This is a genomic window from Achromobacter sp. PD1, assembly GCF_048541815.1.
In the GTDB taxonomy this organism is placed as follows: domain Bacteria; phylum Pseudomonadota; class Gammaproteobacteria; order Burkholderiales; family Burkholderiaceae_B; genus Achromobacter; species Achromobacter bronchisepticus_A.
This window is the reverse complement of the sequence record NZ_CP183349.1, coordinates 4,913,383-4,938,420: the sequence shown is the minus strand read 5'-3', so window position 1 is coordinate 4,938,420 and position 25,038 is coordinate 4,913,383. Positions and strand designations below refer to the sequence as shown.

Below are 25,038 nucleotides of genomic sequence, written 5' to 3'. Positions count from 1 at the left end.
GGCGCCCCACCGTCTTGCGTCTGGCACCACGTTGCCGCTCTACGGCGATAATTGCGCTTTTCTGGCCGCGCCTGAGCGCCGTGGAGCTGTTTACGTGGGCAAGCATAACGATCCGGCTGTTCCCCCGCTGACGCTGTCGGCGGCGTTGCAGGCTGCGCACGCGCATTGGAATGCGGGCCAGGCGCCCCAAGCCGAGCAGCTTTGCCTGCGGATCCTCCAAGGTGCGCCAGACCAGCCCAACGCACGGCATCTGCTGGGGGTGATCGCGCATGCCTATGGGTTGGCCGACCTGGCCATTGCGCACCTGCGGGTGGCCTGCCGGCCCGCATCCGCGCCAGCCCTCTATTGCAGCAACCTGGCCGAAATGTGCCGTCAGCAAGGCCTGCTCGACGAAGCGGAAAGGGCGGCGCGGCGCTCCGTGGCGGTGGACCCGTATCTGGCCGAGGGGTGGAACAACCTGGGCATCATCCTTCAGGAAGCAGGCCAACTGGCCGCCAGCCTGCAATGCCTGCAACGCGTTGCCGCGCTGCTGCCGGAGAGCGCCGAAGCCCACAACAATCTGGGCAACACCTGCAAGCTCCTGGGCGACAACGCGCGGGCGCTGCGACACTACCAGCATGCACTGGCGCTGAACCCGCGCTACGTATTGGCGCTGTGCAACCTGTCGGCGCTTCTGCGCGACGAAGGCCAATATGAGGCGGCGTTGGCCGCGGTCCGGCGCGCCATCGACGTCGACCCGCTGATGCCCCAAGCCCACCAGATCCTCGCCAGCCTCGAAGCGACGTACGCGGCCACCCAGCAACCGGCGGCGCTGGCGCCCTTTCAGGCCGTGCACGCGCAGGCTCAGACCCTGTTGCTGGCCGGGCGCCACGCGGACGCCGACGCATTGCTGCAACAGGCGCTGGCGGACGGCACCGGTCCGATTGCGCTTTGGCGGCAACGGATCGCGGCCCTGCGCGCGCTGGGCAGGGACGATGAGGCGCGGGTCATCCTGGAAAGGGTAGTGGCGGCCACGCCAGGCGATGCGGGGGCCCGTTTCGATCTGGCCGAAGTGCTATTGCTGCAAGGCGAATTCGAGACCGGCTGGCGCGAATACCGCTTCCGCTATCAGATGCCGCATACCGTGATGCGGGGCCGCCCCATGCAGCAGCCGCGTTGGGAAGGGCAGGCCATCGCGGGCCAGACTTTGCTGATCCACGACGAACAGGGCTTTGGCGACACGTTCCAGTTCCTGCGGTTGGTGGCCCTGGCTCGCGCGCGCAGCGGGGCCCGGGTCATCCTGGAGGTCAACGCCGCCTGCCATGCGCTGGCCGCGCGCAGCGGCGGTTTCGACCTGATCATTCCCGCAGGCACCGTGCCGCCCGCATTCGATTGCCACTGCGAGCTGATGAGCCTGCCGCTGGCCCTGGGACTGCGCCTTCACGATCTGCCCGTCAGCATCGCCTATCTGCGCGCGGATCCGCAACGGGTAGCGCATTGGCGCGCGCGCCTGGCGGCGTTGCCCCGGCCCTGGATCGGGCTGGTGTGGGCCGGCCGGCCCAGCCATCCCAATGACGCGCAACGCTCCATGACGCTGGCCGATTTGGCGCCACTGGCGCGACCGGACATGAGCTTCATTAGCCTGCAAATGGGCCCGGCGGCCGCCGAAACCGGCTGGCCGCCTGCGGTCATGTCGCTGTTGCGGCTGCGCGAAGACATACGCGACTTCGACGACACCGCGGCAATCATTACGCTGCTAGATGTGCTGGTGACCGTGGACTCTTCGCCCGCTCATCTAGCCGGCGCGCTCGGATGCCCCGTATGGGTGCTGCTGCCATTTGCGCCGGACTGGCGCTGGCTGCGCGGCCGCGCCGATTCGCCTTGGTATCCAACTATGCGCCTTTTTCGCCAGCCAGCGCCGCGAGCCTGGGGGTCGGTATTGCGTCAGGTGTCCGCGTCGTTAGATGAACTGCGCACCAAGTACCGCAGATGATGCGGCTTCGCGCAGTTTTCTTCTGTGAATACTCCCCACGCGTATGTCATGGGAATATGGGAAACCGGGGCGACGCGGGATACGGTCAGGGGTATAAGCCGTTTATGGCCGGACGCCGGCTTTCTTCGATGCTCTCTACTGCCTGAGGCTGTGCGAAAGCGCGATTTACTGGCGAGATCGAGGGCCTCAACCCCTTGCCGAACTCAAGAGAATCGTTCCTGCGACGATCTGGGAGATCTAGATTGCAGGCGGCTTTGACCAGTACACGTTTTCAAATAACCTTCGCCCATAGCGGCCACTTAGGCGCGGCTTGCCAAAATCTGCATGTTTGATGGAAAAATATTAGTAATTCTCATTACTGAATTTTCAATCCGGAGCGCCTGATGTCCACTCCTCCCACTGCCGCATTAGCGATGCATACGCTTTACAGCGACAACCACCGCTCCGCGCGGTGATCCCCTCGATGTAGTCAGCGTAAGCGCCTGATAGGCCTGCCGCTCGGCCGATCGTGCCGCGATCTCGCCCGTGATCAAAGGAAGATCGTGCGCGGACCGGCAGAGCACGCCAACGTGGTCGCAACTTCCCGAGAGCGGAACAACGCCGGTGGTGGAGATAGCCTCGAAGGTAGGCTTGAAGCCGTATATGCCGCATGCACTGGCCGGGTGGCGCACGGACCCTCCGGTATCCGTACCCAGGGCAAAGTAGGCCATGCCAGCGGCCACCGCGACGGCTGACCCGCTGGAGGAACCACCCCGGGTGTCTCGCCGAGTCCCAGGGGTTGCGCGCGGGTGGCCAAGGCAGGTCCAGTGAAGGTCCGCCAGTGGCCAGTTCGTGCAGGCTGTTCTTGCCGATCAGGACCGCCGCAGCGGCACGCAGGGCCGAGAAAACGTCATTGTCTTTGTCAGCGACGACATCTTGCCGGGCACTCGAATGGCAGGTCGTCCGCCAAGTCGTCACATCAATATTGTCTTTGAGGGAGTAGGGTATGCCGGCCAGGTTCTTGGCCGCATCCCCATCCCGTTCATTCGTCGACGCGTGCTCGATAGCGAACATTTCGCACTTGCCATCAAAGCAGTTGCATCTACGCCCAAGTATTGCTCGAACAACATGATGATCAGCACGAAGGAAGGTTACGCGATCAACTTTGAGTGTGTGCCGGACGAAGCGTTTGCGATTCTCCTCGCCAAGCGCCATCGTTTCCTGCCAGGCAGCCGGTATCCGGCGGGGGATGATGACCGGAGACCATCCGGCCACTGCCGTCGCCATCGCCCGTCAGGCTGGCCCTGACACCAACGCTCCGCCGATGACCTGCCAAGAGCTGGCGAGCCTTGGCGACGCCGCCCTGCGGGAGAGCTTGTCCGCCACCCGGGTGTTCTGACGGCTGCAGCCCGCGCGGAAGCTACGCCTGGTACAAGCCTTTCGCGCGCGCGGCACCGAGGTGGCGCGCGAGGCGGCCGATCTGGTGTTGATGAACGACGACTTTGACTCCATCGTCACCGCGGTGCGCCATGGCCGTCGCGTGTTCGCCAAGCTGCGCAAGGCCATTGTGTCCGGGGTGGCAGTGCACGTGCCCATCGTGGGCCTGTCGCTGGTGCCGGTATTGCTGGGGTGGCCCATGCTGCTGATGCCGGTGCACATCCTATTTCTGCAGCTCATCATCGACCCCGCCTGCGCGATTGTATTTGAAGCCGAGCCGCTGGAGCGAATGCCATGACCGAGCCGCCGCGCCGCGCGGACGCCCGCCTTTTCGACCGCGCCATACTGACCCATGGCTTGTGGCAGGGGTGCGGCCTGCTGGTTCTACTGTTGGCCCTGTATGCCGGCGCGCGAGTGGTGGCAAATTCCGAAGACATGGCCCGCGCCATGGTGTTCACGGTACTGGTGCTTGCCAACCTGGGGCTCATTTACGCCAATCGCAACCTGACGGGCCCCTCCTGGCGCACGGGAGATGCCGGTAACCGCTATGCCGCCCGGATCAGCGCGGTCACCGTGCTGCTCCTGGCCCGCGTGCTGGGCATCTCTCCCGTGAGCCGCCTGTTTGTGTTCGAGCAGCCAACGCCGTGGATACTCCTGTCGGCAGCAGGGCTGACCGTGCTGGGCTTGCTGTGGCTCGAGGCAGTGAAATGGGCGCTAGGGCGCAAGTCAAGGCAAATCCGTTGTGGGGCCTCCCGTCCGGCGCCGCCGCGAAATTGAAGCCCACGTTCATCATCCGTTCAGGTTTCGGTGCTTATGCTTCTGGCCCGAACGCCGCAAGGCTAGATTGCAAAAACGGGAGCATGAACCATGACCGCCTTTCAGCCTCCGCCGGACGACCCGGAGGACGATGAACACAGCCCGGCCGAACGCGCCGCCGCCGCCGCCCGCAGCACCTGGGTGAGCGTGGGGGTGAACGTAGTGCTCGCCACCGCCCAGATCATCATCGGCATTTTCTCCAAGTCCCAGGGCCTGATCGCGGACGGTATTCATTCTTCTTCCGATCTGATCGCCGACTTCATCGTGCTGCTGGCCAACCGGCATGGCCAGAAAGAAGCCGACACGGACCACCCCTACGGCCATTATCGCTACGAGACCGCGGCATCCCTGGCGCTTGGCGTACTGTTGCTGGTGGTCGGCGGCGGCATGCTGTGGTCCGCCGTGACCAAGCTGGAGCAGCCCGACGCGATCCCGCAGGTCCACTTAATCGCGCTCTGGGTGGCCTGTGGCGCCCTGGTGATCAAAGAGGTCTTGTTCCGCTACATGCTGGCCGTGGCCAAGCGCGTGAAGTCCAGCATGCTGGTGGCCAACGCCTGGCACGCGCGCTCCGACGCGGCCTCGTCGCTGGTGGTGGGCCTGGGCATCATCGGCAACCTGCTGGGATACCCGATACTGGACCCGATCGCCGCGGCCATCGTGGGCTTCATGGTGGCCCGAATGGGCTGGAGCTTCGGCTGGGACGCCTTGCACGACCTGCTGGACCGTGCCATCGACGAAGGCGAAGCCGCGGCGATCCAGCGCACCCTGATGGACACCCCGGGTATTCAAGGCGTGCACGATCTGCGCACCCGAAAAATGGGGGATATGATCGTGGTCGACGCTCACCTGGAAATCTACGCCGGGCTGACTGTCGAGGAAGGCCACAAGATCGCCGTGCAAGCGCGCCAGCGCGTCATGCAGCGGCATCGTGTACTGAACGTGATGACCCATGTTGATCCCTGGAGACCTTCCGACGCGTCCACGCAGGGCGCCGAGGGCAGGGTGAATCTCGAACCAGGCTGTGCGTAGGGCGTTTTGACGACAAGGAAGAAACATGAAAATCAAGAACTCCGATACTCAGTACGCAGGCCTCGTGATCGCCATGCACTGGCTCATGCTCGTGGTGCTGGCACTAGTCTACGCCTGTATGGAATTGCGCGGGCTGGCCACCAAAGGCACTGATCTGTACAACAACATCAAGGCCCTGCATTTCTCGCTCGGGCTGTGTGTGATCGGGCTGGTGGTGCTGCGGCTGGTCATCCGGCTGGCTGCGGGTACTGCGCCAAGCGTGCGTCCGCCGATGCCAAGATGGCAGGACGTGCTTTCCCGGCTGATGCATTACGCGCTGTATGCGTTCATGATCGTCACGCCGATTCTGGGGTGGCTGACGCTCAGCGCCGGGGGCAAGCCCATTCCGTTGTTTGGCCTGGAGGTGCCGGCGCTGGTGAGCCCGGACAAGGCCTTGGCGGATCAGGTCAAGGAACTGCATGAGACCTTGGCTACGGTGGGGTATTTCCTGGTGGGGCTGCATGCCGCCGCGGCGCTGTTGCATCACTATGTGTTTCGGGACAACACGCTGGTGCGGATGCTGCCGGGGCGGCGTTGAGCTTTCTTGGGGCGGGTGCGCCAGGCGGGCGTGATCCAGGGCAGGGGAGCCTGCCCGCGAGATAGGGCTCAGGCTGAAAACCGCTTGAGAACCAACGACGCATTGACGCCACCGAAGCCAAATCCGTTGAGCATGGCATGCTCCATGGCATGAGCGCGCGCACTTCCAGCGATCAGGTCCAGGCCGTCTGCCAACGGATCTGGATGGTCCAGGTTGAGCACGTGTGGCGCAATCTGGTCACGCAAGGCCAATATAGTGAAAATCGCGGCGGCCGCGCCAGCGGCGCCAAGCATGTGGCCCATGGCGGATTTCGTGGCCGTGATGGAGGGACCAGAGCCTGCTCCAAACACTTGGCGTATGGCCGCCAGCTCTCCTCGGTCACCGACAAGCGTGGATGTTGCATGAGCATTCAGGTGTTGAATGTCATGGGGTTGCAACCGTGCCTGCCGCAACGCCGCGCGCATCGATCGGGCGGCGCCGGATCCATCTTCCGGCCCGGAAGTGACATGATAGGCATCGGCGGAAGTGCCGTAGCCCACGACTTCCGCCAGCGGCTTCGCACCGCGAGCCAACGCATGATCCAGCGCTTCCAGCACCACTAGTCCCGCGCCTTCGGCCATGACAAAGCCGTCTCGGGCCAGGTCAAACGGGCGGGAAGCCTTCGCGGGCTCGCCGTCGCAATGGGTCTTCACCGCCTTGGCCGCCGCAAAGCTGCCTAACGCCACTTTGTCGATGGTGGCTTCGCTGCCGCCGCAGAGCGCCATGTCGGCTTCGTCATTCCGAATCAGGCGTGCCGCGTCGCCAATGGCCTGAATGCTGGCGGCACAAGCCGTCACCGGTGCTCCCAACGGACCCTTTAGCTGGTGCCTGATCGACACCTGTCCCGCCGCCAGATTGGCCAGGAAAGCCGGCACGGTAAAAGGCGACAAGCGCTGCGGCCCCTTGCCATCCGTGGTTCGCACTGCTTCGACAATGGTGCTGAAACCGCCCACACCGGAGCCGATGATGGTCGCTGCGCGCTCCTGCTGCTCGGCGGTTGGATGGCGCCACTGTGCGTGTGCCAGGGCCTGATCCGCCGCGCCCAACGCAAATGCGATGAAGCGGTCCATGCGGCGTAGCTCTTTCGCCGGGATGACGACTTCGGGGCTCCACCCGGCTTGAGGATCTTCCTCCTGGCTTGGCACCCGGCCAGCGATGGAAACGCCGGTGCCTTCGCCAACCGCCGCATCCAAGGCGCGTATTCCGGACTGGCCTGCCAGCAAGCGTTGCCAGGCCAGCTCTACCTCGCATCCGAGAGGGGACACCAAGCCCAAACCGGTGATGACTACCCGACGTTCCATGCCGCACCTTCCGCAATTGAACCCAGCTCTTGCGACGGGCTGAGTGTAATTTTATTGATGATGATCGTAATCATAAATCAATTTTGATGAGGGGTATCATCTAACCCATGAAAGTCAGCAAAACACAGGCCGCCAAGAACCGCGAAGGAATCGTGGACGCCGCCGCACGCCTCTATCGAGAAAAGGGCCTGGATGGCGTGGGCCTGGCCGAGATCACCCGCGATGCAGGGTTGACCCATGGCGGGCTGTACCGGCACTTCGAGTCCCGGGATGCCCTCGCTCGCGAGGCATGCACGCGCGCGTTTGAGTGGACGATTACGCCGCAAGAGGGATCGGAGTTTCCAGAGGCGGATGGCGCATCTGCAGGCGGACTCCGCGCACTGGTATATGGCTATCTTTCCACGTTCCACCGCGATCACCCCGGAGAGGGGTGCCCCGTTGCGGCATTGGCGGCAGACGTTGCCAGGGCTGGGCCGGAAATGTCAGAGGTCTTTGCGCAGGGCGTGGAAAGCAACTTCCAACGCTTCATGAGTGAGCTCCAGGGAGATGACCCGGCCAGGCGCACGCAGGCAATCGCGACCCTCTGCAGCATGGTTGGCGCATTGACCCTCGCCCGCGCCACGGCGGCGGGCAACCCGGCGCTTTCCGAAGAAATCCTGGCAGCCGTGCGGGAGCAGATGGCAGGATAGGTCTATCCTGGCGGCCGCCCAGCCCCAACTCGCGCGAGCCAGCGCTATTCGAACCGGTTCAAAATCTCCAACTGCAGGCGCCGAGTTATAACAGGGCGGGAGGGGGAGGTTGCCGCACCCTCTAACTCAAGCTGTTGGCTGCAAAAGCCTGCGGCTCTGCAGAATTGATGTCAAGGTTGCTTATGCAGACGGCCACGGAAGTCCGCAGTCGGCCAGGATCAGTCAGCTCGAAGGGCTACTTCTGGCCGAAAGCGGACGGGGTTGCCTTCCTCAACCCACTGTAGTTCGGCGAACTCGTAAGTGAATCGTTGAAAGGCCGCGAGCAGTTTGGCTCGCATCGCGTACCTGCGCAACACAACCTGCCCTCGAGCACTGCCAATCTCGTTTTCAATGGGAACGTGCACCGTCCCGTGTTTCTTGCAACTGTAGAGTTGTGATCTCAACCGCGAAGTAGCCCGGATCAGGAGTAGAGATTCCCGACTCAGTATGGGTGTGGCTTTCTTAACCATCCGTGGGGCACAAAGGCAGGCTCTATCTGCGAGGATTCATTTCGATTCAGATTGGTAGATGGTCGGTGTCAAGGATGCCAGCGTCCTGGATGGCGCCGGGATCGCCCGGCGCCATCGCTCTGATCTCTCATGCGCAACAAAGGTCCGAGAGGATGGCAGCGAGCATGATCAGCGCGCAAGGAATCCGAATGTCAACTTGGCTGGGAGCGCTTCTTCTTGAATGCACGCCAAGTCATGGCGCGCTTGCCGGGCTCGTCCGTTTCGCCAGGCTTCAAGCGGTGAATCGCCTGATTGTGCGGCGCGGACTTGACGATTTGCGGATTGGAATAGGCTTCCTCAGAAATCTGGGCAAGAACTGCAATCCAGCGGTCCAGCGCCTCTTTGCCATACATCTCGCCCGCCTCCGGCGTGAATGGTTCGGGCAGCAGCCAGGGCTCGTGGCTGGTCCACATGGCGTCGATACCGAAATCGGTCATTCGATTCTGGACGTCATGAACGTCGACACCGGTGTCCTCCTTCATCTCTTCCAGGGTGTAGCGCGTCATTTCCAGTCTCGGTATCTTCGATTCAGAATGAGATCTGTTGACGCCGCGTATCGCGAGGAGTCCTTTCTCCATGTAATTGTTGGCCAGGACCGAGATGTCGGATGCTTGCGCTATTCCATCGGCGCCCATCGCACGGGCCCAGGCGTAGGCTTTCAGGATGACCTGCACGTTGCCCCAGAACTCACGGATCTTGCCGACGCTCTGAGGCCGATCATGATCGAGGTGATAGCGGCCACCTTCATGCGTCACCAGCGGCCTGGGAAGAAAGGGCGCCAACTCGGCGGTGCATCCATAGGCCCCGGTGGCCGGGCCGCCGACACCGCTTTTCGGTGCGCCGAACGTCTTATGCAGCATGAACATGCAGGCGTCGAAGCCGATTTCCCGGGCTCGAACCTTCGACATGGTGCCGTTGAAGTTGGCAGCGTCGTAGAAGGCAAGGCCACCGGCCTCGTGCACAATGCGGATCCATTCTTTTATCTCAGGGTTGTAGACACCCATGTCGTCGGGGTTGTTGACCATCAGGGCGGCGGTGCGGTTGGAAACTGCTGCTTTCAGCGCGTCGAGCGACGGATAGCCATTTTCATCCAGCATCAGCGTGATGACCTTGAATCCAGCTGCTGCCGCTGTCGCCGGATTGCAGGGGTGGGTCTGGATTGTCGTGATGATCTCGTCACGCTGTTCCAGTTCCCCGCGAGAGGCATGGTAGGCGCGCGTCACAGCGCAATGAGTGAATGCCGCCTCGGCGCCGCCACCTGCTTGAAATACGAACTGGTCCATGCCCGAAAGCTCGCGCAAGATCAGATCCATGTTGTGCACGATCTCCAACGCGCCTTGCATGGTGTCTTCATGCTGGAGTGGGTGTAGTTGAGTGAGCTCCGGGCGCCATGCCATCTGTTCATTGATTTGCGCGTTGTACTTCATCGTGCAGGTTCCGAATAGGCTGGTGCCCATCATGCCGAGCGTCTGCTGCGAGAGTCGGAGATAGTGGTACAAAACCTCTGGCTCGGACATTTCCGGAAGGGCAGGCTTGTCCAGACGACGAAGCGCGAACGGGATGAGGTCGTCAGCATCCCCGACCTGGTCCTGAATTTCACCTTCGATCGGCGGAAACAGCATTCCTCTACGTCCGGGGTGGCCCATTTCCATAATGACCGGCTCGTTCCAGACGGGAGCGTGGTATTCCTTCGGCTTGGTTTTCATTTCTTGGTTACCTCTTTCAGGGCGCCGACCAGGCGCTCAATGTCGGACAGGGTATGGATCTCGGTCACACTGAAGAGGGCGCTTTCGCCCAGTTCCGGAAAATCCGCCTGCAGGTCCTTGCCGCCGAAAATGCCCAATGTGCGAAGTGCCCGGTTGATTTGTGCGACGGTCTTTCCGGTACCGTCGACATTGACGATGAACTCTTTGAAGAAGCCCGATGGGAAATGGATGCGAATCCCTTCGATTTGGGAAAGACGCTGCGCGGCATAATGGGCGCGCTGGAGAATCAGTCTGCCGACCTCGACGAACCCCTCCGGACCCATCATCGCCATATAAGTGGTGGCGGCGATCGCCCACATGTAGACCGAATGTCCGGTCCAGTCGTTACCCTTGTCGCGAAGGCCATAGGATGACTGGTGGAAAAGTCCCAGGCCGAAGCCATATTCGCCCGGCTTCAAGGTCTCGGAAATGCTGATGAAAAGAGTGGGATACGCTTCGGCGTAGCGTGGTTCGTCGCGCGATGCGATAAAGCCGCCGAGACCGCCGCCCGCGTGCAGGTGAACGCCCAGCGGCTGGATGGTACCCACCACGATATCGGCGCCGTAGTCGGCCGGCGAGGCGAGCACGCCGAGCGAGATCGGATCGACACCGACGATTGTTTCAGCCCCTGCGGCGCGAGCGATAGCGGCAATGGCGGCCGCCTGAGGCTCGATCACTCCAAGATAGGAGGGCACCTCGAAATAAACGGCGGCGGTCTGGTGATTGACCGCGGCGCGCAGATCATCCAGGTCGATGGCGCCGGTGGTGGGGTCATAGTCGACGAGACGGATGGCAATATGGTTTGCCATCTCGGGGGGCTCACAATAGTTGCGGATGACCGAGAGCCGTTCGGGATCGATAGCGCGCACGACCACGATCTCACTGCGTGCCGTCAAACGCGCCGCCATCCTTATGGCGTGGCCTGCCGCGGTTCCCCAACTGCGTACGGGCAAGCCGACAAGGTCAAGGTTCAGGAGCTCGCCGAGTTGGCTGCAGAATTCAAACCACGCCTGGTTGCGGCCGTGATCGGAGCTAGGCTCTCCGAAGATGGAAGTCAGCCACTCGTTGCGGCGCACCACCTCATCGACGGCCGCAGGGACGTGATGCTGCCAGATGCCGGCCCCCAGGAAGCTCAGGTTCTGCTCGGTGGTCCGGTTCTTGGCGAGCGTTTCGACAACATGCCGTCGCAGTTCGCGTTCGGTGAGCGCCGGCGGCAAGGCGAGCGGTCGCGCCAGTCGATGGTCCGCAGGGATTTGCGCGAACAGTTCCTCGATGGTCTGGACGCCGACCGAGGCCAGCATTTCCTGCTGTATCGATGGCACTGAATTGGCCATGTAGGGATGAGCTGTGGATGGTCGCATCGGACGCTCCTTTCTTGTTGACGTTGGTAAGTGATCAGGCTGCGAGCCTGAGGCGGGTGCTGCGGCCGGGGCCGATCTCGACCCGGATATGGCCCGTGAGCAGGGTGTCGACGTCGTCGTCGCCGGTGTCTACGCGCAATGGAGCGCTGCCGAGCGCGATGAGCTTTTCAGTGCTGGCGATTACCGTGATCTGATCGCGGCCGACTCGACGGATGACCTTGGCGCTGATTTGTTGGTTGCCGCGTCCGAATACGCTGCCTTGGCCGCCCAGTACGCCGACGATGATGTGTGACGCGCGATGTTCCATCAGTCGCAACAGGGTCTGTTCGTCCAGGTCCTGGCCGACAGACGCGCCGTTCAACACGGCGTCGACGCCGAGTAAGGTGCTGGGCAAGCCTAACGCTTGCGAAACACGCCGGATGGTCGTGCCGGGCCCAAGGATGTAAAGCACGCCTGGCTGCATGCTGGCGGCAATTTGACGAGCGACCGCATCGAGCGTCGCGTCTTCGTCGGGGCCAGCGCCGGCTTTCGCGTTCTGAACCAGTCGACGTGCGTAAGGACTTTTTGCGTAGCCGAATAAACGCGCGGATACCCGGTCCTCTCGCATGGCTGCCTCGTCGAGGTCCATGACCTCGGCGTCGCGTAGCGATACGCCCGGATCCCCGCAAAGATAGAGCGCTGCCAGAAGGCCCGCGGTGCCAGGGCTGGTACCAAAGACGGCGGAATGCATTTTCACGCCGGCGGGGACACCCAGGAGGGGAACCCGATCGCCGACGGTTTCGATGATGTCGCGAGCGGTGCCATCGCCACCTACGAACAGGAGCAGCCCGATGCCTTGATCCACCATCGCCGCAGCAGCGGCTTGGGTGTCGGCGCTCGAGGAGGAGGTGCAGGTTTGAAACGGTAAGAGCAGCGGCGCAAGTCCGGCGCTTCGAACGGCGTCTTCACCCATGCTGCCGCGGACGGTCAGGACCCGCAGAGCGGAGCAGGCAAGTGCGGCTCGGCACAGTGCCTTGGTCGCTTTCGACCCGGCGAGCGGGGATGCTCCGCGGCGCAGAGCCTCCAAGAGAATAGCGCTTCCATCTGTCCCTTTTAGCCCAACGGTACCGCCCATGCCCGCGATCGGATTGACGATGAGTCCCATAAGCTGGGAGGGAACTTCGACGTGAACGGACTTCTCGAAATCGGCCATGCAACCTCCACTCTTGCAACAACTTGGGCTTTCACATACATTGTGAATGTGGAATTTTCATCGACATACATTATGTATGTCAAGTCAAATGCGTTATGTATGTGAAAAGGGGAGATGATGGGACGTCGTTCTGAGACCATGGCGGAAACGCGAGAGAAGCTGATCGCCGCGGCACGGAAAACGTTCGCCGCAAGGGGATTTGTCGACAGTCCGATGGAAGACATCACTGCGGAGGCGGGGCTGACCCGCGGGGCGCTCTACCATCAGTTCGGTGGCAAGAAGGGCTTGCTGGAGGCGGTGATCGAGAAAATCGATGCGGAGATGACGGAGCGCTTGTCCGTGATCTCAAGCCGGGCAACCTCGACGTGGGCGGCGCTGATAGACGAATTGGTGGCTTATGTTGCGATGGCGGCCGAACCGGAAATCCAGCGTATCGTCCTTCTGGACGGTCCTGCCGTACTTGGTGAGCCGTCTCAGTGGCCAACGCAAATTGCTTGTGTCCGGAACACGAGGAGACATATCGAGCGCCTCATCGAAGAAGGTGTTGTCCAGCCAGTTGATGCCGAGGCGACCGCTCGACTCGTGAGCGCTGCCGCGCTTGGCGCTTCCTTGTGGGTGGCGAACTCCGAGGATCCGCACGTGTCTTCGCGCAGGGTTTCGGAGAGTCTTCCCGTTCTCCTGTCCGGCCTCTTGGTCAGAGATCCGCAGGTGGGCGGACAGTAAGTCAATCGGAATGGTGCCCAAGCGGCGGGGCTTGCGATTTTGGACTCCAGGAGGCCATGATCGGCAGCCACGCTGATCACAAGAAGGTCTGCGCGCAGGCCAAGAGGTTCCTGGTCGGAAAGGGCATCAATTTCGAATACGCCGCCGCTGCCCGGCCAGAGCATTGCCATGAGGGTGGGCGCCACTACGGTCAATGGCTCCGGTCGAACTCTGCCCAGCCTGCATTCTTGGAACCGGTCGGCGAGCCGCCGGCAGGCAAGGCGACAAGGCACAGGCCTGCAACACGAGGAGGTCAACACCCCTAGTGCGCTGCGATATCAGCCATAATCAATTCAGCCCTGGCCCCGAGTGACGGCAGGAGTTCAGTTTTGGCTCCCACATAGACCGGTAGCGGGCGGGCCGTAGCGTACTCAGTGCGGAGTATCTCCATGACGACACCGGAAACGCCAGACGACGACTTGGTACGGACCCGCAGCCACAGGCCACGCGACCTGCCTCAGGGCTTTCGGGCTGGATTGATTACGGCCATCACGGTATTGCTGGGCTTTTCGCTGGGTTTCCTGCGCTACTGGGGCTTCGATGCGCCGGGCGATTGGAGCGCGCTGTCCGTGCTGCCGGGCGTGTGCTTGTTGCTCGCCAGCCTGCTGCAGGTAATAGCTCTTTACCGCGCCTTGCGTTTGGAGGATGAAGCCGAGAATGAATACCGCAAAACCGTGCGATGGTTCATCGCGTCGGCGGTGCTGCTGTTGCTGGGTCTGACAGCGGCGTTGTGGGAGGTGGCGTAGTCAAGAGAGGGATCGGAACGGGGCGCGACTAGTGCTGCCAATACGCTTGGCGGCAAACCTTGTAGTAAGAACGGGAGACTCGAATCGGAGTCATCCCGTTTCTTTTGTTCGGATTGAAGCTGTTCCGAAACGCCGCCCTTGCCGCCGGAGAATTAGGGTTATCCGGGATTCTTTAAGCCTAAACTTTTGTGAAGAATGAGCGGCAGACGCAGGACCGCCGCCGCATGAGGCATCGAGGCGGTTTTCCGTGGTGCGGCACGTGACGCACCGGGCGCGGGATCGCGGGGTGAGCCCCCAAAAGGAGAATCGCATGCTGTTGCGTAGACGTTGTCTGGCCGTGATGATGCTGGCGTTGACTGGCTGGGCGACGGGCAGCCATGCGCAAACGCCATCTCCGGCCTGGCCCGTCAAGCCCGTGCGCCTGGTCGTGGGGCTGGCGCCCGGAGGGCTGGTCGACGTGCTGGCGCGCACAGTGCAGCCGCACCTGGCCGAGGCCTTGAAGCAGACCGTTATCGTGGAGAATCGCGGCGGTGCGGGCGGCAACGTGGCGGGAGCCGAGGTGGTGCGCAATGGTGGAGACAACCATACCTTCCTGCTCAATCCATCGACGACCGAATCGGTCAACCCGCTGATGTTCGCCAGCATGCCGTTCGATCCGCAGCGGGACCTGCGGCCGGTAGCCTTGCTGGCCAACAGCCAGTTGTTCCTGTTTGTCCGGTCCTCGCTGGGCGTCGATACGCTCGAAGAGTTCGTGGCATACGCGCGCAAGCGGCCCGATCCTCTCAATTACGGTTCGGCCGGAAACGGCACGACGCCGCATCTGGCTGGCGAGCTGCTCAAGCAGGCCACTGGCATGCAGGCCACCCATGCGCCGTATCGCGGCGTGGCGCCAGCGATACAAGACCTGGCAGCGGGTCAGATCGACTTCGCGTTTGGACCCGCCACGGTCTTTCCCATGGTGCAAGCGGGCAAGCTGAAGGTACTGGCGGTGGCGAGCCGGCAACGCGCCGCCGTGGCGCCCGACATACGAACCTTTTCCGAGGTCGGCATCGACGGCGTTTTCGCGGACAGCCTGTTCGGCATGTATGCCGCCGCGGGCACCCGCGATGATGTGGTCGATCGCATGAACGCCGAAATCAACAAGGTGCTTGCGCGGCCGGAGATCCAGGCGCGCTTTCTCGATGCGGGCGCCGAGGCGCTACCGCTGAGCGTGGCCGACTATGCTGCGCGCGTGCAGGACGAAAAGAAATTGTTCGCCCCGCTGATGAAGTCGTTGGGGCTGAAGGAACAGTAGCTGGAACAACGATAAAGGCTCCGCGTCATCCTTCCTCGCGCGCCGCAATCTCCGCGGCGAGCTCGGCAAGCGATACCGCGCCCAGGCGTTGCAGCAAGGCATGCTCGCCTTCGCGCAGGGAATCCGCCACCAACTGGTTCGCTGCCCGTTCGACGGGGCAAGCAGGATTGTCGTCGGCTGGCCCGATGGCAAAGACCGTGCCGTGGGCGATGGCTTCATGGACGTCGCGCGCGGTGATGGTTTCCAGTCCCCTGGCCAGTACCCAGCCGCCGTTGCGCCCGCCCGTGGAGGTCACCATGCCGGCGGTGCGCAGCGCCGCCATGGATCGGCGCACCACCACCTCATTCGTATGCAGCATCTGGGCCAGCGTTCCAGAAGTGGTCGTGCCGCCGCGCAAATGCATGTGGATCAAGACGTGCAGCAGGCGGGCAAGACGGGTGTCATTGGCCATGGGATCGATTTACCGTAACTATAGGTGTTACGGTATTATAGCTGCACCGGATACTTCCTGAGAGCTTCCCCGATGATCGACCTTGAAACACGCGCTGTGACCGTCAACGGCATCACGCTCAATGTCACGGCCCAGGGCGTAGGCCCCCTCGTCTTGCTGTGCCACGGTTTCCCGGAGACCGCTTATGCCTGGCGCCACCAGCTTCCTGTCCTGGCCCGGGCGGGATTCCGCGCCGTGGCCCCGGATTTGCGCGGTTATGGCGCCAGCGACAGCCCGGCGGATGTGGCGGCGTTCACGACCTTGGATGTCATTGGCGATCTTGTCGCGCTTATCGAAAGCGAGGGGGCCGATGACGCGGTGGTCGTGGGGAGCGATTGGGGGGCCAGCATCGCATGGCAGGCAGCCCAACTGCGTCCGGACCGCTTTCGGGCCGTCGTCGCCCTGGGCGTTCCCATGATGCGCAGAGCGCCGGCTGCGCCCAGCCGCCTCTTCCCCAAGACCGAGTCCGCCGCGTTTTACACGCATTACTTCAACGAGCCGGGAATTGCTGAAGAGGAGTTCGAGCGCGACATCAGCGCAACCCTTCGCGCCATCTACTTCGCGGCATCGGGCGACGCCGGGCCGCGCGACGACCCCGCTACGCCCAATCCGTTTGGCATGGTAGCCGCTGGCCGTGGCCTGCTCGATTCGCTGCCGGTCCCCCAGACGTTGCCGGCCTGGCTAACTCCGTCGGATCTGGCTGCCTTTGTCCAAAGCTACACCGCCAGCGGGTTTCGTGGCGGCCTTAACTATTACCGGAATCTGGACCGCAATTGGGCGCTGCAGGGGGCCTTCGAGGGAAAGACGGTGGATGTGCCTGCGCTTTATCTCGTAGGGGAAAGGGATACTGGCCTGGCGATTCCCGGCATGGACCAGATCATCGCGGCCATGCCGGCCCTCGTTCCCCAACTGCGCGCTGCTGAAGTCATTTCCGGTGCGGGGCATTGGTTGCAACAGGAAGCCCCCGAGGCAGTCAACAAGGCGCTCGTCGATTTCCTGAGGAGTCTTTGACGGGCGCGAAGGACCCGGCATTAGGACCATCGCTTCGCGCTTCGCCAAGCTTGTACATGGATGTTCATCCACCGACATGCCGAGGTTTTTCACCCAGCCGGCCGCGTAACCCCCACAAGCCAGCCAGCGCCAGCAAGGCGAAACCCGCACCGGCCAGGAACGTGGCTTGCGGACCGCCCATGTCCCACAGCGCTCCGGCAAGGACGCTCGCCACGAGCACGGTAACGCCTGTGATCAGGTTGAAGACGCCGAACGCGGTGCCGCGCAGCTCTGGCGGCGCGACATCGGCGACCAGTGTCGTCAGCAGGCCCTGGGTGAAGCCCATGTGCAAGCCCCAGAGCGCGACGCCGGCAGCGACCCCGGCGATGCCGCTCGACCAGGCCAGGACCAGATCTGCCAGCACCAGCACAGCCAGGCCGATGGCGAGTACCGTGGGCCGGTTCATGTGATCGGACAGGATTCCCACCGGATAGGCTGAGATTGAGTACACAAGGCTCATGATCACCAGTACCAGCGGGACCAGTGTCAGCGATACCCCGGCCGATTGCGCCCGCAGGATGAGAAAGGCTTCGCTGAAGCGCGCGAGCGTGAACACCGCCGCCACGGCGACCACATACCAGAAGCCCGCGCCCAAGCGGCGCAGCTCGTCGGGGTGTAGCGGCATTCGCACCTGCCGGAGCGCCGGGGAGCGTTCAGGCTCGCTCACCCCGACTACGATCAGCGCCACCGACAGGAAGGCCGGCACAACGGCAACCCAGAACACGGCTTGGAAGTGGTCCGCTGTCAGCCACATGAGACCGATGGCCAGCAGCGGTCCCAGGAAGGCGCCGACGGTATCCAGCGACTGCCGCAGGCCGAAGCTGGCGCCGCGCAAGCGGGGGGGAGACAGGTCGGCGACGAGCGCGTCGCGCGGCGCGCCTCGGATACCCTTGCCGACCCGGTCGATGAAGCGCGCCGCGAACAGCCATTCAACGGACGAAGCCAGAGGGAAGACCGGCTTGGTCAAGGCCGCCAGCCCGTAACCGATCGCCGCCAGGAGCTTGCGCTTGCCGAGCCAGTCGCTAAGCGCCCCGGAAAAGATCTTGGTAACGGACGCCGTCGCCTCGGCGATCCCCTCGAGCACGCCGACCGTCAGCACGGAGGTGCCCAGCACGGTGACGAGATAGGCCGGCAGCAGCGCATGAATCATCTCCGAGGAGATATCCATCAGCAGACTGACGCACCCCAGCGCCCACACCCCGGGCGGGATCTCCCGCCAAGGCGTCCGTTTCCTGCCGCCCGTACCGTCCGACGCGTCTTGTGTATTCGTCTTCGATCTCATGGCGTTTCACCCTGGCGCCGGACGCACGCTGCGCGTTGCCCTTCGGGTACTGCTCCGCGGCTCCCGGCCGGCGCATCATCTGGCGGGGAGGCCCAGCCATCCGTTCATTCCCACATAGATGCCTACGGCGATGATCAGCAGGCTGGAGAGATAAGGAGCTCGCCGGGCCACAGCGCTGAACCATGGCGCGCGCTTGTTGACCTGGCGCACGCTCAGCGCCGCGACGGCTCCAACCGTCACCAGCGTGACGGCCAGTCCGATCGAGAAGCACAGCACCAGCACGGCACCCAGTGTGAACTCCTTTAGCTGCAGGCACAACAAGAGCACGGTGATCGCCGCCGGGCAGGGGATCAGTCCGCCGGTCAGACCAAACAGGGCGATCTGCCAGTTGGTCACGTTCCGGTTCGTGAAGCGCCGGCGGATGTCATTGGCATGCGCGAGCTGGTGTGCATCCTGGTATCCCTCGCCTGCGACCTCCAGGCCTCGCAGCTCTTCGTGGAGGTGATCATGCCGGTGCTCATCCGGCTCCATGAACGCGATGTCATAGCTGTGGACATGCCCGCCGTGACCCAGGGTCAGGCGGGCCATGAACTCGTGCGGTTCGGGAATGTCTTCAACCGACTCCAGATAGCCGTCCTTCTGCGCGAAACGGAACGCCTGGCGCGCACCGTCGACCCTCTCTGTCGTCACGGAAACGTCCTGCGCTTGCCAGTTCCCGCCCCGCAGGCTGGTGAGTCTCCAGCGCGGCGCAACGCCGTTCTCGAACACCTCCAGCGCGACCAGACCGTGTCCGGTATCGATCTCGTGCCGCTCCGCGCCATGGGAATGGGCCTCATGCCCGTGGCTGTGATCATGGTCATGGTCATGGTGATGATGGGCGTGGCCCGCGCCATGCTGATCGCGCCAGGTCCGCCAGAACATCCAGGCCGCGATCAGCACGATGATGACCCCGGACGCCAGTTGAAAATAAGGCTCCAGCTCTTCCGCGTCGACCCCGCGCCAGAGATACATTCCTCCCAGACCGATCCCCCACACGATAAAGGTGTGCGAAATGGTCGCGGTGATGCCCAGCAGCACCGCCTGCCACACCGATCCCCGGATCGCGACGATGAATGCCGCCATCATTGTCTTGGAATGGCCGGGCTCCAGCCCGTGCAGAGCGCCCAGCAGAATGGCGCTGGGAATAAACAGCCAGGCGTGCGACGCGCCCTGGGCGATCAGATCGGAAAAAGACAACATGGATAGCGCGCTTAGAGATACTTGGTGATTTCTTTGAATTCGTCGATCGTGCGCTGCCTGTCCTCGTTCAGCTCTCCCACCGCATCCTGCAGGCAGTGGTCGATATGGTCCTGAATGAGGATCTTCTTGGCTTGGGAAATGGCACGCTCGACCGCGTACAGCTGTTGAGCCAACTCAAGGCAGGGACGGTGTTCTTCCATCATCGACAGAATGCTGCGCAAATGCCCTTCGGCCCGCTTGAGGCGTTTGGCCACGGCGTCGTGATGATGATGAGGATCGGGTCTGTTCATGCATGGATCATATCCCCCCCGGGGGGATGTTGTGGAAGAAACCACGAAGCTAATCGGGGAAATCAAAAAACTGCCGTAGCGATCTCTACATGATTGCAGCGATCACGACGTTTTCTTACTCTGCTCTCCATGGACTCCTCGCTCACACCCTCCTGGCTTCTGCTGATCGTCAGCCTGCCCACCGGCGGAGCCACGGCGCGCATGCGCATCTGGCGCAAGCTCAAGATCCTGGGCTGCGCCGCCTTACGCGATGGAGCCTATCTACTGCCGGCGCACGCTGGGCAGGCGTCCCAATTGGCCGATTTGGCCGCAGAAACGAACGAGGAAGGCGGCCAGGCTTGGCTGCTGCGGGTCCAGCCCCAGGACAAGGACGAATCCGCCGCGTTCCAGGCCCTGTTCGATCGCTCGGCCGACTACGATGGCTGGCTCGCGGAGCTGGCCCAGGCGCGTCAGACGCTGGACGCTTTGAACGTGGCGGAACTGAACCGCCTGCTGCGCCGTTTCGAGCGCAGCTACCAGGCGTTGCGCCAGATCGATTTCTTCCCGTCTGAAACATCGCTGCGCGCTCAGACACAGCAGCGCGATTTCGCCAATGCCATCGAATCCCTGCAATCGCCTGGCGAACCCCGCGCCGCCGAAGGCGGCATCGCGCGCCGCGATCCCATGCGCCATCAAGGTCGACTCTGGGCGACCCGGCGCCATATCTGGGTCGACCGGGTCGCCTGTGCGTGGCTGATCCAGCGCTTCATTGATCCGTCCGCGCGCTTTCTATGGCTGGAGAACCCGGCGGAGTGCCCCGCCGATGCCCTGGGCTTTGATTTTGACGGCGCCACCTTCACGCACGTGGGCGACAGGGTGTCGTTCGAGGTTCTGCTCGCCAGCTTTGGCCTGGAAGAAAACCGTGGCCTCGCCCGCCTCGCAGCACTGGTGCACGCGCTTGACGTGGGCGGCGCCGCGCCTCCAGAGGCCGCCGGCTTCGAAGCCATGCTGGCTGGCGCGCGCAAACGCTGGTCCGATGACGATACGTTGCTGGCCGAAGCCGGCGCAATGCTGGATTCGCTGTACGCCCATTTTTCCGGCGGCCGCAAAGCCTGAGCTTTCTGAACTATCTGTCTTCAAGGCGCCTGCCATGACGACTTCGATCCAAGACCCTACCGCGCAAAACGCCGTTGCCCCGCCGCGTTACGCCCTCTGGCAACTGCTCTGGTATTTCGTCCGCCTGGGCTCGCTGGGCTTTGGCGGCCCGGTCGCGTTGGCAGGCTACATGCACCGCGACCTGGTGGAAAGACGGGGCTGGATCGGGGAGGCTGACTACAAGGAGGGCCTGGCCCTGGCTCAACTTGCGCCCGGTCCGCTGGCCGCGCAACTCGCCATCTACCTTGGCTACGTGCATTACCGCGTCCTCGGCGCCACGCTGGTGGGCATCGCGTTCGTACTTCCGTCCTTCCTGATGGTCGTCGCCCTGGGCTGGGCCTATGTGCGCTTCGGCGGGCTGGTCTGGATGCAGGCCGTGTTCTACGGCGTGGGCGCGGCCGTGATTGGCATCATTGCCATCAGCGGCTATAAGCTCACCACCAAGAATGTCGGCAAGGACAAGCTGCTGTGGGCGATCTACCTGACGCTCGCCGCCGTTACCGTCATCACGGAGTCGGAAGTCGCTTGGCTGTTCCTGGTGGCTGGCGTCATCAACTGGCTCCGGCGCGCGCCGCCCCTATGGCTGAAATCCGGCAATCTGCCGGCGCTTGCCGCCGTATCGCTACCCGCGGCCGGCAGTCCGCTGGCCGCCATCGACTGGCCGCTATTGACGCAGATCGCTATCTTCTTCGCCAAGGCCGGCGCGTTTGTCTTTGGCTCGGGCCTGGCTATCGTGCCCTTTCTGTACGGCAGCGTCGTCACCCAGTTCCATTGGCTGAACGATGGTCAGTTCGTCGACGCCGTGGCGGTGGCGATGATCACGCCCGGGCCCGTGGTCATCACGGTTGGTTTCATCGGCTATCTGGTGGCCGGTCTGCCCGGCGCCAGCGTGGCGGCGGCGGCAACCTTTCTGCCCTGCTATCTCTTTACTATTCTGCCGGCGCCGTACTTCAAGAAGTACGGCAAGCTGCCCGCCATCATTGCCTTCGTCAATGGCGTCACGGCCGCGGCGGTGGGCGCCATCGCCGGCGCCGTCATCGTGATTGCGCGGCGCTCGATCGTCGATGCGCCCACCCTGGCGTTGGCCGTCATCACCATCGGGCTGTTGCTGCGGTTCAAGAAGTTGCCCGAACCGGCCATCGTCGCAGGCGCCGCGCTCATTGGCCTGGTCGTCTATCCGCTGATGCACTAGGCCTTCCTTCAAGGAGCCCATCATGCAATGGATCACCCGAGAACGCCCCAAGATCGACCGCATCGCGTGTCCGTGGCTGATCGCCCGCTTCATCGATGCGGCGCCCGAGTTTCTCTACGTACCGCCAGGGGACGTGTTGCGCGTGGCCCGGGAAACGGGAGCGATTCCCTACGACATTCCCGGCGTCGAACTGACGCATGTGGGCGACCTATGCAGCTTCGACGCATTTCTTGAGAAGTTCCAGTTGGCGGGAAACCCGGCACTGCATCGGTTGGCCAGGATTGTTCGGGGCGCCGACACCTCGAGGCTGGACTTGACCTCGGAATCAGGCGGGTTGTACGCCCTGTCGCTGGGGCTGTCGCACCTGTTTACCGACGACCACGCCATGCTCGGCCATGGAATGGTCATGTACGACGCCCTTTATGCATGGTGCCAGGCGTGTCAGGCAGAGACGCATGGATGGCCACCCGTGATGCAGGCGTATCCATCGAATGGCTTGCAGACCACAAAGTAGGGCCGGACACCTCCGGCACTGCGCCAACCAGTCCAGGTCTGTAACAAATGGGTGGATCGAGGCCGCGTGTGGGGCGTGGCGGAATTCCGCCCATTGCGGGCCAAAAGCGGCTCGACGGATGCATCTCGCCCTGCGCGGCCGCCGCTGCCAGCTAAAATCCCGCAGCGCATAGACGGCCGTCAGGGATGGCCAACCTCGATGCGTTGCGGTTGCTCCGTCGCTTCGTGCGGCCGCCGCGGCTCACATTCAAAGCACAAATGAAAAATACATTGATGGCCACGCACCTGCGCCTGCTCGGCATGGCAGCGCTCTGGGGCGCGTCGTGGTCCTGGGGCAAGGTCGTCGCCCAGTCCATGGCGCCACTGGCCGCGGCCAGCCTGCGGTTCCTGTTTGCCAGCGTGGTCTTGGTCCTGTGGATGCATCGCGCCTCGGCGCTGCGCGGCCTGAAGTCCCTGACGCGCAACCAATGGCTCGGCCTGGCCGCCGCCGCGTTGGCGGGCGTCTTTGGCTACTCCAGCTTCTTCATGTTGAGCCTGCAGCTGGTGCCGGCCGGCAAGGCCGCGATCGTGGTGACGCTGAACCCCGGCGCGACGCTGTTGCTGGCGGCGATCCTGTTCCGCGAACATCTCAACCCCGCCATCCTGGCCGGCATGGTCCTGTCGGCCATTGGTGCGTACATCGCCATCGGCGGCGGGGTTTCACAAGCCGCTGCCGGCTCCGGCGTAGGCATCGGCGAACTGCTGCTGCTCGGTTGCGTGGCCTGCTGGGTGGCCTACACCCTGATCGGCCGGCTGGTGCTCAAAGGCGTGGACGCCCTGACCACCACCACGGTGACCACCGTGATCGGCGCGCTGATGCTGCTGCTCACCAGCCTGATCGTGGAAGGCGTTCCCGCCTGGCAGAAGCTGGGACAGGCGCCGGCCAGCGCCTGGGGCAGCCTGCTGGCTTTGGCGTTCGGGGCGACCGCGATCGCCTACGCCTGGTACTTCGAAGGCGTGAAGGCGCTGGGCGCGGGCGCGGCCTCGGGCTACATCACGCTGGTGCCCGTGTTCGGCGTGCTCTTCTCCAGCCTTTGGCTGGGTGAAGCCACGCCCGCGAATCTGTTCATCGGTGCCGCTCTTGCGATCTCGGGCATGGCGATCATGCACGTCGGCCGGCGTCGCGCCGAGGCGCGACAGCGCCGATAGGCGGACCTTCCATGCAGCCCTATACCCACGACAACATGCCGGCCCAGGAGACTTGGCTGGACTGCGCGACCGCCGACGGAGGCCGGCTGCGCGTGGTGCTGCTGGCAGCCGATCCGCAGGCGGCGGCGCCGCTGCTGGCGCGGGCCCGCTCGATCGCTCAAGCGCTGGCGACGCACCGCGACGCCGCGTTGCAATTCCTCTGGCAGGCGGGACGCGACAGGGGCGACCCCGAAGATCCCCCTGCGACGTTCCTGGAACACTTCACGCCATCCGACCTGATCGTCGCGGCCGACGGGGGCTACGTGCTGCACCTGGCGCCGCGCGACGCGACCTGGTTCATGGATGGCTATTGGCCGGCCGTACGCTTCGCGGCGGATGACCGGCCTGCGGACTGGATCTGCGAATCCTGATCTGAGCCACTGCGGCCTCTTGGCGCTTGGAGGCAATGTCGCGTCAGGTTCCGCACTGGCGCATGATTACACTCTGATCGTGACACGTGCGTCATTCACGGAGAAGTCGACATGCAATTGGCTCAAACATGACTAGCAACGACGGGATTCAGGTCTCGGTCTATACCCGATGGCACCAGTTGTCGGTGCCGTTGGCCTTCGCCCTGGCGGCGGGCAGCTTCATGCTGGTGGTGTTCAACCGTGGGCCGATTGTTCTGGCGGTTGTGCTGGCGGTGCTGGGGTTGCTGGTGCCGCCGCTGGTGGCGTTCAAGGGCTTTCCCACACGCAATACCGTCAAGGTGACGTCCGAAGGGCTGGAGTTTTCGCGCCGCTCTGCCGTCGCCTTCGCCCATTTGTCCCGCTGGGGCACCGACGATTATCTCAAGCTGGTCCGCCCCGGCCTGCCGACGTTGCTGGTCAGTGCAGTGGACCGGCCCACACGTGAACGTCTGTTGCGCGAGTTTGAGCAGGCCTTGGCGGCGTGGCATACGCGCCAGCCCGCCGGTACGCAGGCGGCGCGCCGCACACATTTCTATGGTTCCACGGCGGGACGCCTGGTGGGCTTGTTGATCGTCATGCTGGGGGCGGGTGTGGCGGTCATGGCGCTGAGCTTGCGCGAACCGTCGATGTCGCTGGCTATCGTTGGCGGGCTGGGAGCGCTGTTCGGATTGACGATGCTGTTTGGCCGGCGGGACTGAAGGCGCTGGGCACGCCGTGGTCCGTA

The 25,038-nt window shown here is 63.4% G+C and carries 25 protein-coding genes and 1 pseudogene; 16 read left to right on the top strand and 10 right to left on the bottom strand.

From position 1 onward, the window contains the following. The first annotated feature begins 94 nt into the window (after window positions 1-94). Window positions 95-1,972 carry a tetratricopeptide repeat protein gene (locus tag ACM1PE_RS23310; protein ID WP_419341107.1) on the top strand — a complete coding sequence of 626 codons (1,878 nt, stop codon included), beginning with the start codon at window positions 95-97 and terminating at the stop codon, window positions 1,970-1,972. A 407-nt stretch (window positions 1,973-2,379) separates the two neighbouring features. Here ACM1PE_RS23310 and ACM1PE_RS23305 read toward each other — a convergent pair whose 3' ends face one another. Beyond that, window positions 2,380-2,793 carry an amidase family protein gene (locus tag ACM1PE_RS23305; protein ID WP_419343857.1) on the bottom strand — a complete coding sequence of 138 codons (414 nt, stop codon included), beginning with the start codon at window positions 2,791-2,793 and terminating at the stop codon, window positions 2,380-2,382. A 16-nt stretch (window positions 2,794-2,809) separates the two neighbouring features. Then, window positions 2,810-3,025: pseudogene (locus ACM1PE_RS23300) on the bottom strand (amidase family protein); the annotation flags it as partial. Between the two features lie 415 nt (window positions 3,026-3,440). Between ACM1PE_RS23300 and ACM1PE_RS23295 the strand changes: the two are divergent. The 4 genes from ACM1PE_RS23295 to ACM1PE_RS23280 all read left to right on the top strand — a co-directional run bounded on the left by ACM1PE_RS23295 (window position 3,441) and on the right by ACM1PE_RS23280 (window position 5,810). Beyond that, the gene (locus ACM1PE_RS23295) at window positions 3,441-3,686 is read left to right on the top strand and encodes a hypothetical protein (protein ID WP_419341105.1); all 246 of its coding nucleotides are present in this window, start codon (window positions 3,441-3,443) and stop codon (window positions 3,684-3,686) included. Beyond that, window positions 3,683-4,165, top strand: a complete 483-nt coding sequence (locus ACM1PE_RS23290; protein WP_059371398.1) for a cation-translocating P-type ATPase C-terminal domain-containing protein — start codon at window positions 3,683-3,685, stop codon at window positions 4,163-4,165. Before ACM1PE_RS23295 ends, ACM1PE_RS23290 begins: the two co-directional genes overlap by 4 nt. Before the next feature lie 90 nt (window positions 4,166-4,255). Then, the gene (locus ACM1PE_RS23285) at window positions 4,256-5,233 is read left to right on the top strand and encodes a cation diffusion facilitator family transporter (RefSeq protein ID WP_059371399.1); all 978 of its coding nucleotides are present in this window, start codon (window positions 4,256-4,258) and stop codon (window positions 5,231-5,233) included. A 25-nt stretch (window positions 5,234-5,258) separates the two neighbouring features. Continuing rightward, window positions 5,259-5,810 carry a cytochrome b gene (locus ACM1PE_RS23280; protein ID WP_059371400.1) on the top strand — a complete coding sequence of 184 codons (552 nt, stop codon included), beginning with the start codon at window positions 5,259-5,261 and terminating at the stop codon, window positions 5,808-5,810. A 68-nt stretch (window positions 5,811-5,878) separates the two neighbouring features. Here ACM1PE_RS23280 and fabF read toward each other — a convergent pair whose 3' ends face one another. After that, window positions 5,879-7,150, bottom strand: coding sequence for a beta-ketoacyl-ACP synthase II (fabF, locus tag ACM1PE_RS23275; RefSeq protein WP_419341102.1), 1,272 nt, complete (start codon window positions 7,148-7,150; stop codon window positions 5,879-5,881). 107 nt (window positions 7,151-7,257) lie between these two features. Between fabF and ACM1PE_RS23270 the strand changes: the two genes are divergently transcribed. Further along, window positions 7,258-7,839, top strand: a complete 582-nt coding sequence (locus tag ACM1PE_RS23270; RefSeq protein WP_059371402.1) for a TetR/AcrR family transcriptional regulator — start codon at window positions 7,258-7,260, stop codon at window positions 7,837-7,839. A gap of 700 nt (window positions 7,840-8,539) precedes the next feature. On the opposite strand, the gene gcvPB is transcribed toward ACM1PE_RS23270, so the two are convergent. Genes gcvPB through ACM1PE_RS23255 form a run of 3 tightly spaced genes read right to left on the bottom strand, consistent with a single transcriptional unit; the run spans window position 8,540 to window position 12,685 of the window. Continuing rightward, window positions 8,540-10,093 (bottom strand): aminomethyl-transferring glycine dehydrogenase subunit GcvPB, encoded by a 1,554-nt coding sequence (gcvPB, locus tag ACM1PE_RS23265; protein WP_059371403.1) that lies wholly within the window; start codon window positions 10,091-10,093, stop codon window positions 8,540-8,542. Beyond that, on the bottom strand, window positions 10,090-11,493 hold the full coding sequence (gene gcvPA / locus ACM1PE_RS23260; protein WP_059371404.1) for an aminomethyl-transferring glycine dehydrogenase subunit GcvPA: 1,404 nt from the start codon (window positions 11,491-11,493) through the stop codon (window positions 10,090-10,092). Before gcvPA ends, gcvPB begins: the two co-directional genes overlap by 4 nt. Before the next feature lie 34 nt (window positions 11,494-11,527). Next, window positions 11,528-12,685, bottom strand: a complete 1,158-nt coding sequence (locus tag ACM1PE_RS23255; protein ID WP_059371405.1) for an NAD(+)/NADH kinase — start codon at window positions 12,683-12,685, stop codon at window positions 11,528-11,530. 114 nt (window positions 12,686-12,799) lie between these two features. Here ACM1PE_RS23255 and ACM1PE_RS23250 point away from each other — a divergent pair, with 114 nt between their 5' ends. From ACM1PE_RS23250 to ACM1PE_RS23240, 3 genes are all read left to right on the top strand, one after another. Beyond that, window positions 12,800-13,408: a TetR/AcrR family transcriptional regulator gene (locus tag ACM1PE_RS23250; protein ID WP_059371406.1), complete on the top strand. Its 609-nt coding sequence runs from the start codon at window positions 12,800-12,802 to the stop codon at window positions 13,406-13,408. 428 nt (window positions 13,409-13,836) lie between these two features. Next, the gene (locus ACM1PE_RS23245; protein ID WP_059371407.1) at window positions 13,837-14,193 is read left to right on the top strand and encodes a hypothetical protein; all 357 of its coding nucleotides are present in this window, start codon (window positions 13,837-13,839) and stop codon (window positions 14,191-14,193) included. Window positions 14,194-14,503: 310 nt separating this feature from the next. After that, window positions 14,504-15,487, top strand: coding sequence for a Bug family tripartite tricarboxylate transporter substrate binding protein (locus tag ACM1PE_RS23240; protein ID WP_419341100.1), 984 nt, complete (start codon window positions 14,504-14,506; stop codon window positions 15,485-15,487). A 25-nt stretch (window positions 15,488-15,512) separates the two neighbouring features. On the opposite strand, the gene ACM1PE_RS23235 is transcribed toward ACM1PE_RS23240, so the two are convergent. Then, window positions 15,513-15,938 (bottom strand): RrF2 family transcriptional regulator, encoded by a 426-nt coding sequence (locus ACM1PE_RS23235; protein ID WP_059371409.1) that lies wholly within the window; start codon window positions 15,936-15,938, stop codon window positions 15,513-15,515. 72 nt (window positions 15,939-16,010) lie between these two features. Between ACM1PE_RS23235 and ACM1PE_RS23230 the strand changes: the two genes are divergently transcribed. Next, window positions 16,011-16,988 carry an alpha/beta fold hydrolase gene (locus tag ACM1PE_RS23230; RefSeq protein WP_419341098.1) on the top strand — a complete coding sequence of 326 codons (978 nt, stop codon included), beginning with the start codon at window positions 16,011-16,013 and terminating at the stop codon, window positions 16,986-16,988. Between the two features lie 64 nt (window positions 16,989-17,052). Here the strand turns inward: ACM1PE_RS23230 and ACM1PE_RS23225 are convergent, their stop codons facing one another. The 3 genes from ACM1PE_RS23225 to ACM1PE_RS23215 all read right to left on the bottom strand — a co-directional run bounded on the left by ACM1PE_RS23225 (window position 17,053) and on the right by ACM1PE_RS23215 (window position 19,838). After that, window positions 17,053-18,309 carry an MFS transporter gene (locus ACM1PE_RS23225; protein WP_419341097.1) on the bottom strand — a complete coding sequence of 419 codons (1,257 nt, stop codon included), beginning with the start codon at window positions 18,307-18,309 and terminating at the stop codon, window positions 17,053-17,055. Between the two features lie 75 nt (window positions 18,310-18,384). After that, window positions 18,385-19,548, bottom strand: a complete 1,164-nt coding sequence (locus tag ACM1PE_RS23220) for a nickel/cobalt efflux transporter (protein ID WP_419341095.1) — start codon at window positions 19,546-19,548, stop codon at window positions 18,385-18,387. An 11-nt stretch (window positions 19,549-19,559) separates the two neighbouring features. Further along, window positions 19,560-19,838: a metal-sensing transcriptional repressor gene (locus ACM1PE_RS23215; RefSeq protein ID WP_059371413.1), complete on the bottom strand. Its 279-nt coding sequence runs from the start codon at window positions 19,836-19,838 to the stop codon at window positions 19,560-19,562. Between the two features lie 129 nt (window positions 19,839-19,967). Between ACM1PE_RS23215 and ACM1PE_RS23210 the strand changes: the two genes are divergently transcribed. The 6 genes from ACM1PE_RS23210 (at window position 19,968) to ACM1PE_RS23185 (ending at window position 25,012) form a co-directional block, all read left to right on the top strand. After that, window positions 19,968-20,933: a chromate resistance protein ChrB domain-containing protein gene (locus ACM1PE_RS23210; RefSeq protein WP_419341093.1), complete on the top strand. Its 966-nt coding sequence runs from the start codon at window positions 19,968-19,970 to the stop codon at window positions 20,931-20,933. Window positions 20,934-20,967: 34 nt separating this feature from the next. Continuing rightward, on the top strand, window positions 20,968-22,164 hold the full coding sequence (locus ACM1PE_RS23205) for a chromate transporter (protein ID WP_280014560.1): 1,197 nt from the start codon (window positions 20,968-20,970) through the stop codon (window positions 22,162-22,164). Between the two features lie 22 nt (window positions 22,165-22,186). After that, the gene (locus ACM1PE_RS23200; RefSeq protein ID WP_419341092.1) at window positions 22,187-22,678 is read left to right on the top strand and encodes a chromate resistance protein ChrB domain-containing protein; all 492 of its coding nucleotides are present in this window, start codon (window positions 22,187-22,189) and stop codon (window positions 22,676-22,678) included. A gap of 257 nt (window positions 22,679-22,935) precedes the next feature. Continuing rightward, the gene (locus tag ACM1PE_RS23195; protein ID WP_059371414.1) at window positions 22,936-23,865 is read left to right on the top strand and encodes a DMT family transporter; all 930 of its coding nucleotides are present in this window, start codon (window positions 22,936-22,938) and stop codon (window positions 23,863-23,865) included. An 11-nt stretch (window positions 23,866-23,876) separates the two neighbouring features. Then, window positions 23,877-24,275 (top strand): hypothetical protein, encoded by a 399-nt coding sequence (locus ACM1PE_RS23190; RefSeq protein WP_419341091.1) that lies wholly within the window; start codon window positions 23,877-23,879, stop codon window positions 24,273-24,275. Window positions 24,276-24,403: 128 nt separating this feature from the next. Next, complete coding sequence (locus tag ACM1PE_RS23185) at window positions 24,404-25,012, top strand: hypothetical protein (protein WP_419341089.1); 609 nt, start codon at window positions 24,404-24,406, stop codon at window positions 25,010-25,012. Window positions 25,013-25,038: the final 26 nt, after the last annotated feature.

Excerpts from the sequence above, each read along its gene's own strand:
- ACM1PE_RS23295 (WP_419341105.1), top strand. The coding sequence starts at position 3,441 with ATGAACGACGACTTTGACTCCATCGTCACCGCGGTGCGCCATGGCCGT.
- ACM1PE_RS23290 (WP_059371398.1), top strand. The coding sequence starts at position 3,683 with ATGACCGAGCCGCCGCGCCGCGCGGACGCCCGCCTTTTCGACCGCGCC.
- ACM1PE_RS23285 (WP_059371399.1), top strand. The coding sequence starts at position 4,256 with ATGACCGCCTTTCAGCCTCCGCCGGACGACCCGGAGGACGATGAACAC.
- ACM1PE_RS23280 (WP_059371400.1), top strand. The coding sequence starts at position 5,259 with ATGAAAATCAAGAACTCCGATACTCAGTACGCAGGCCTCGTGATCGCC.
- fabF (WP_419341102.1), bottom strand. The coding sequence starts at position 7,150 with ATGGAACGTCGGGTAGTCATCACCGGTTTGGGCTTGGTGTCCCCTCTC.
- ACM1PE_RS23270 (WP_059371402.1), top strand. The coding sequence starts at position 7,258 with ATGAAAGTCAGCAAAACACAGGCCGCCAAGAACCGCGAAGGAATCGTG.
- gcvPB (WP_059371403.1), bottom strand. The coding sequence starts at position 10,093 with ATGAAAACCAAGCCGAAGGAATACCACGCTCCCGTCTGGAACGAGCCG.
- gcvPA (WP_059371404.1), bottom strand. The coding sequence starts at position 11,493 with ATGCGACCATCCACAGCTCATCCCTACATGGCCAATTCAGTGCCATCG.
- ACM1PE_RS23255 (WP_059371405.1), bottom strand. The coding sequence starts at position 12,685 with ATGGCCGATTTCGAGAAGTCCGTTCACGTCGAAGTTCCCTCCCAGCTT.
- ACM1PE_RS23250 (WP_059371406.1), top strand. The coding sequence starts at position 12,800 with ATGATGGGACGTCGTTCTGAGACCATGGCGGAAACGCGAGAGAAGCTG.
- ACM1PE_RS23245 (WP_059371407.1), top strand. The coding sequence starts at position 13,837 with ATGACGACACCGGAAACGCCAGACGACGACTTGGTACGGACCCGCAGC.
- ACM1PE_RS23240 (WP_419341100.1), top strand. The coding sequence starts at position 14,504 with ATGCTGTTGCGTAGACGTTGTCTGGCCGTGATGATGCTGGCGTTGACT.
- ACM1PE_RS23235 (WP_059371409.1), bottom strand. The coding sequence starts at position 15,938 with ATGGCCAATGACACCCGTCTTGCCCGCCTGCTGCACGTCTTGATCCAC.
- ACM1PE_RS23230 (WP_419341098.1), top strand. The coding sequence starts at position 16,011 with ATGATCGACCTTGAAACACGCGCTGTGACCGTCAACGGCATCACGCTC.
- ACM1PE_RS23225 (WP_419341097.1), bottom strand. The coding sequence starts at position 18,309 with ATGAGATCGAAGACGAATACACAAGACGCGTCGGACGGTACGGGCGGC.
- ACM1PE_RS23220 (WP_419341095.1), bottom strand. The coding sequence starts at position 19,548 with ATGTTGTCTTTTTCCGATCTGATCGCCCAGGGCGCGTCGCACGCCTGG.
- ACM1PE_RS23215 (WP_059371413.1), bottom strand. The coding sequence starts at position 19,838 with ATGAACAGACCCGATCCTCATCATCATCACGACGCCGTGGCCAAACGC.
- ACM1PE_RS23210 (WP_419341093.1), top strand. The coding sequence starts at position 19,968 with ATGGACTCCTCGCTCACACCCTCCTGGCTTCTGCTGATCGTCAGCCTG.
- ACM1PE_RS23205 (WP_280014560.1), top strand. The coding sequence starts at position 20,968 with ATGACGACTTCGATCCAAGACCCTACCGCGCAAAACGCCGTTGCCCCG.
- ACM1PE_RS23200 (WP_419341092.1), top strand. The coding sequence starts at position 22,187 with ATGCAATGGATCACCCGAGAACGCCCCAAGATCGACCGCATCGCGTGT.
- ACM1PE_RS23195 (WP_059371414.1), top strand. The coding sequence starts at position 22,936 with ATGAAAAATACATTGATGGCCACGCACCTGCGCCTGCTCGGCATGGCA.
- ACM1PE_RS23190 (WP_419341091.1), top strand. The coding sequence starts at position 23,877 with ATGCAGCCCTATACCCACGACAACATGCCGGCCCAGGAGACTTGGCTG.
- ACM1PE_RS23185 (WP_419341089.1), top strand. The coding sequence starts at position 24,404 with ATGACTAGCAACGACGGGATTCAGGTCTCGGTCTATACCCGATGGCAC.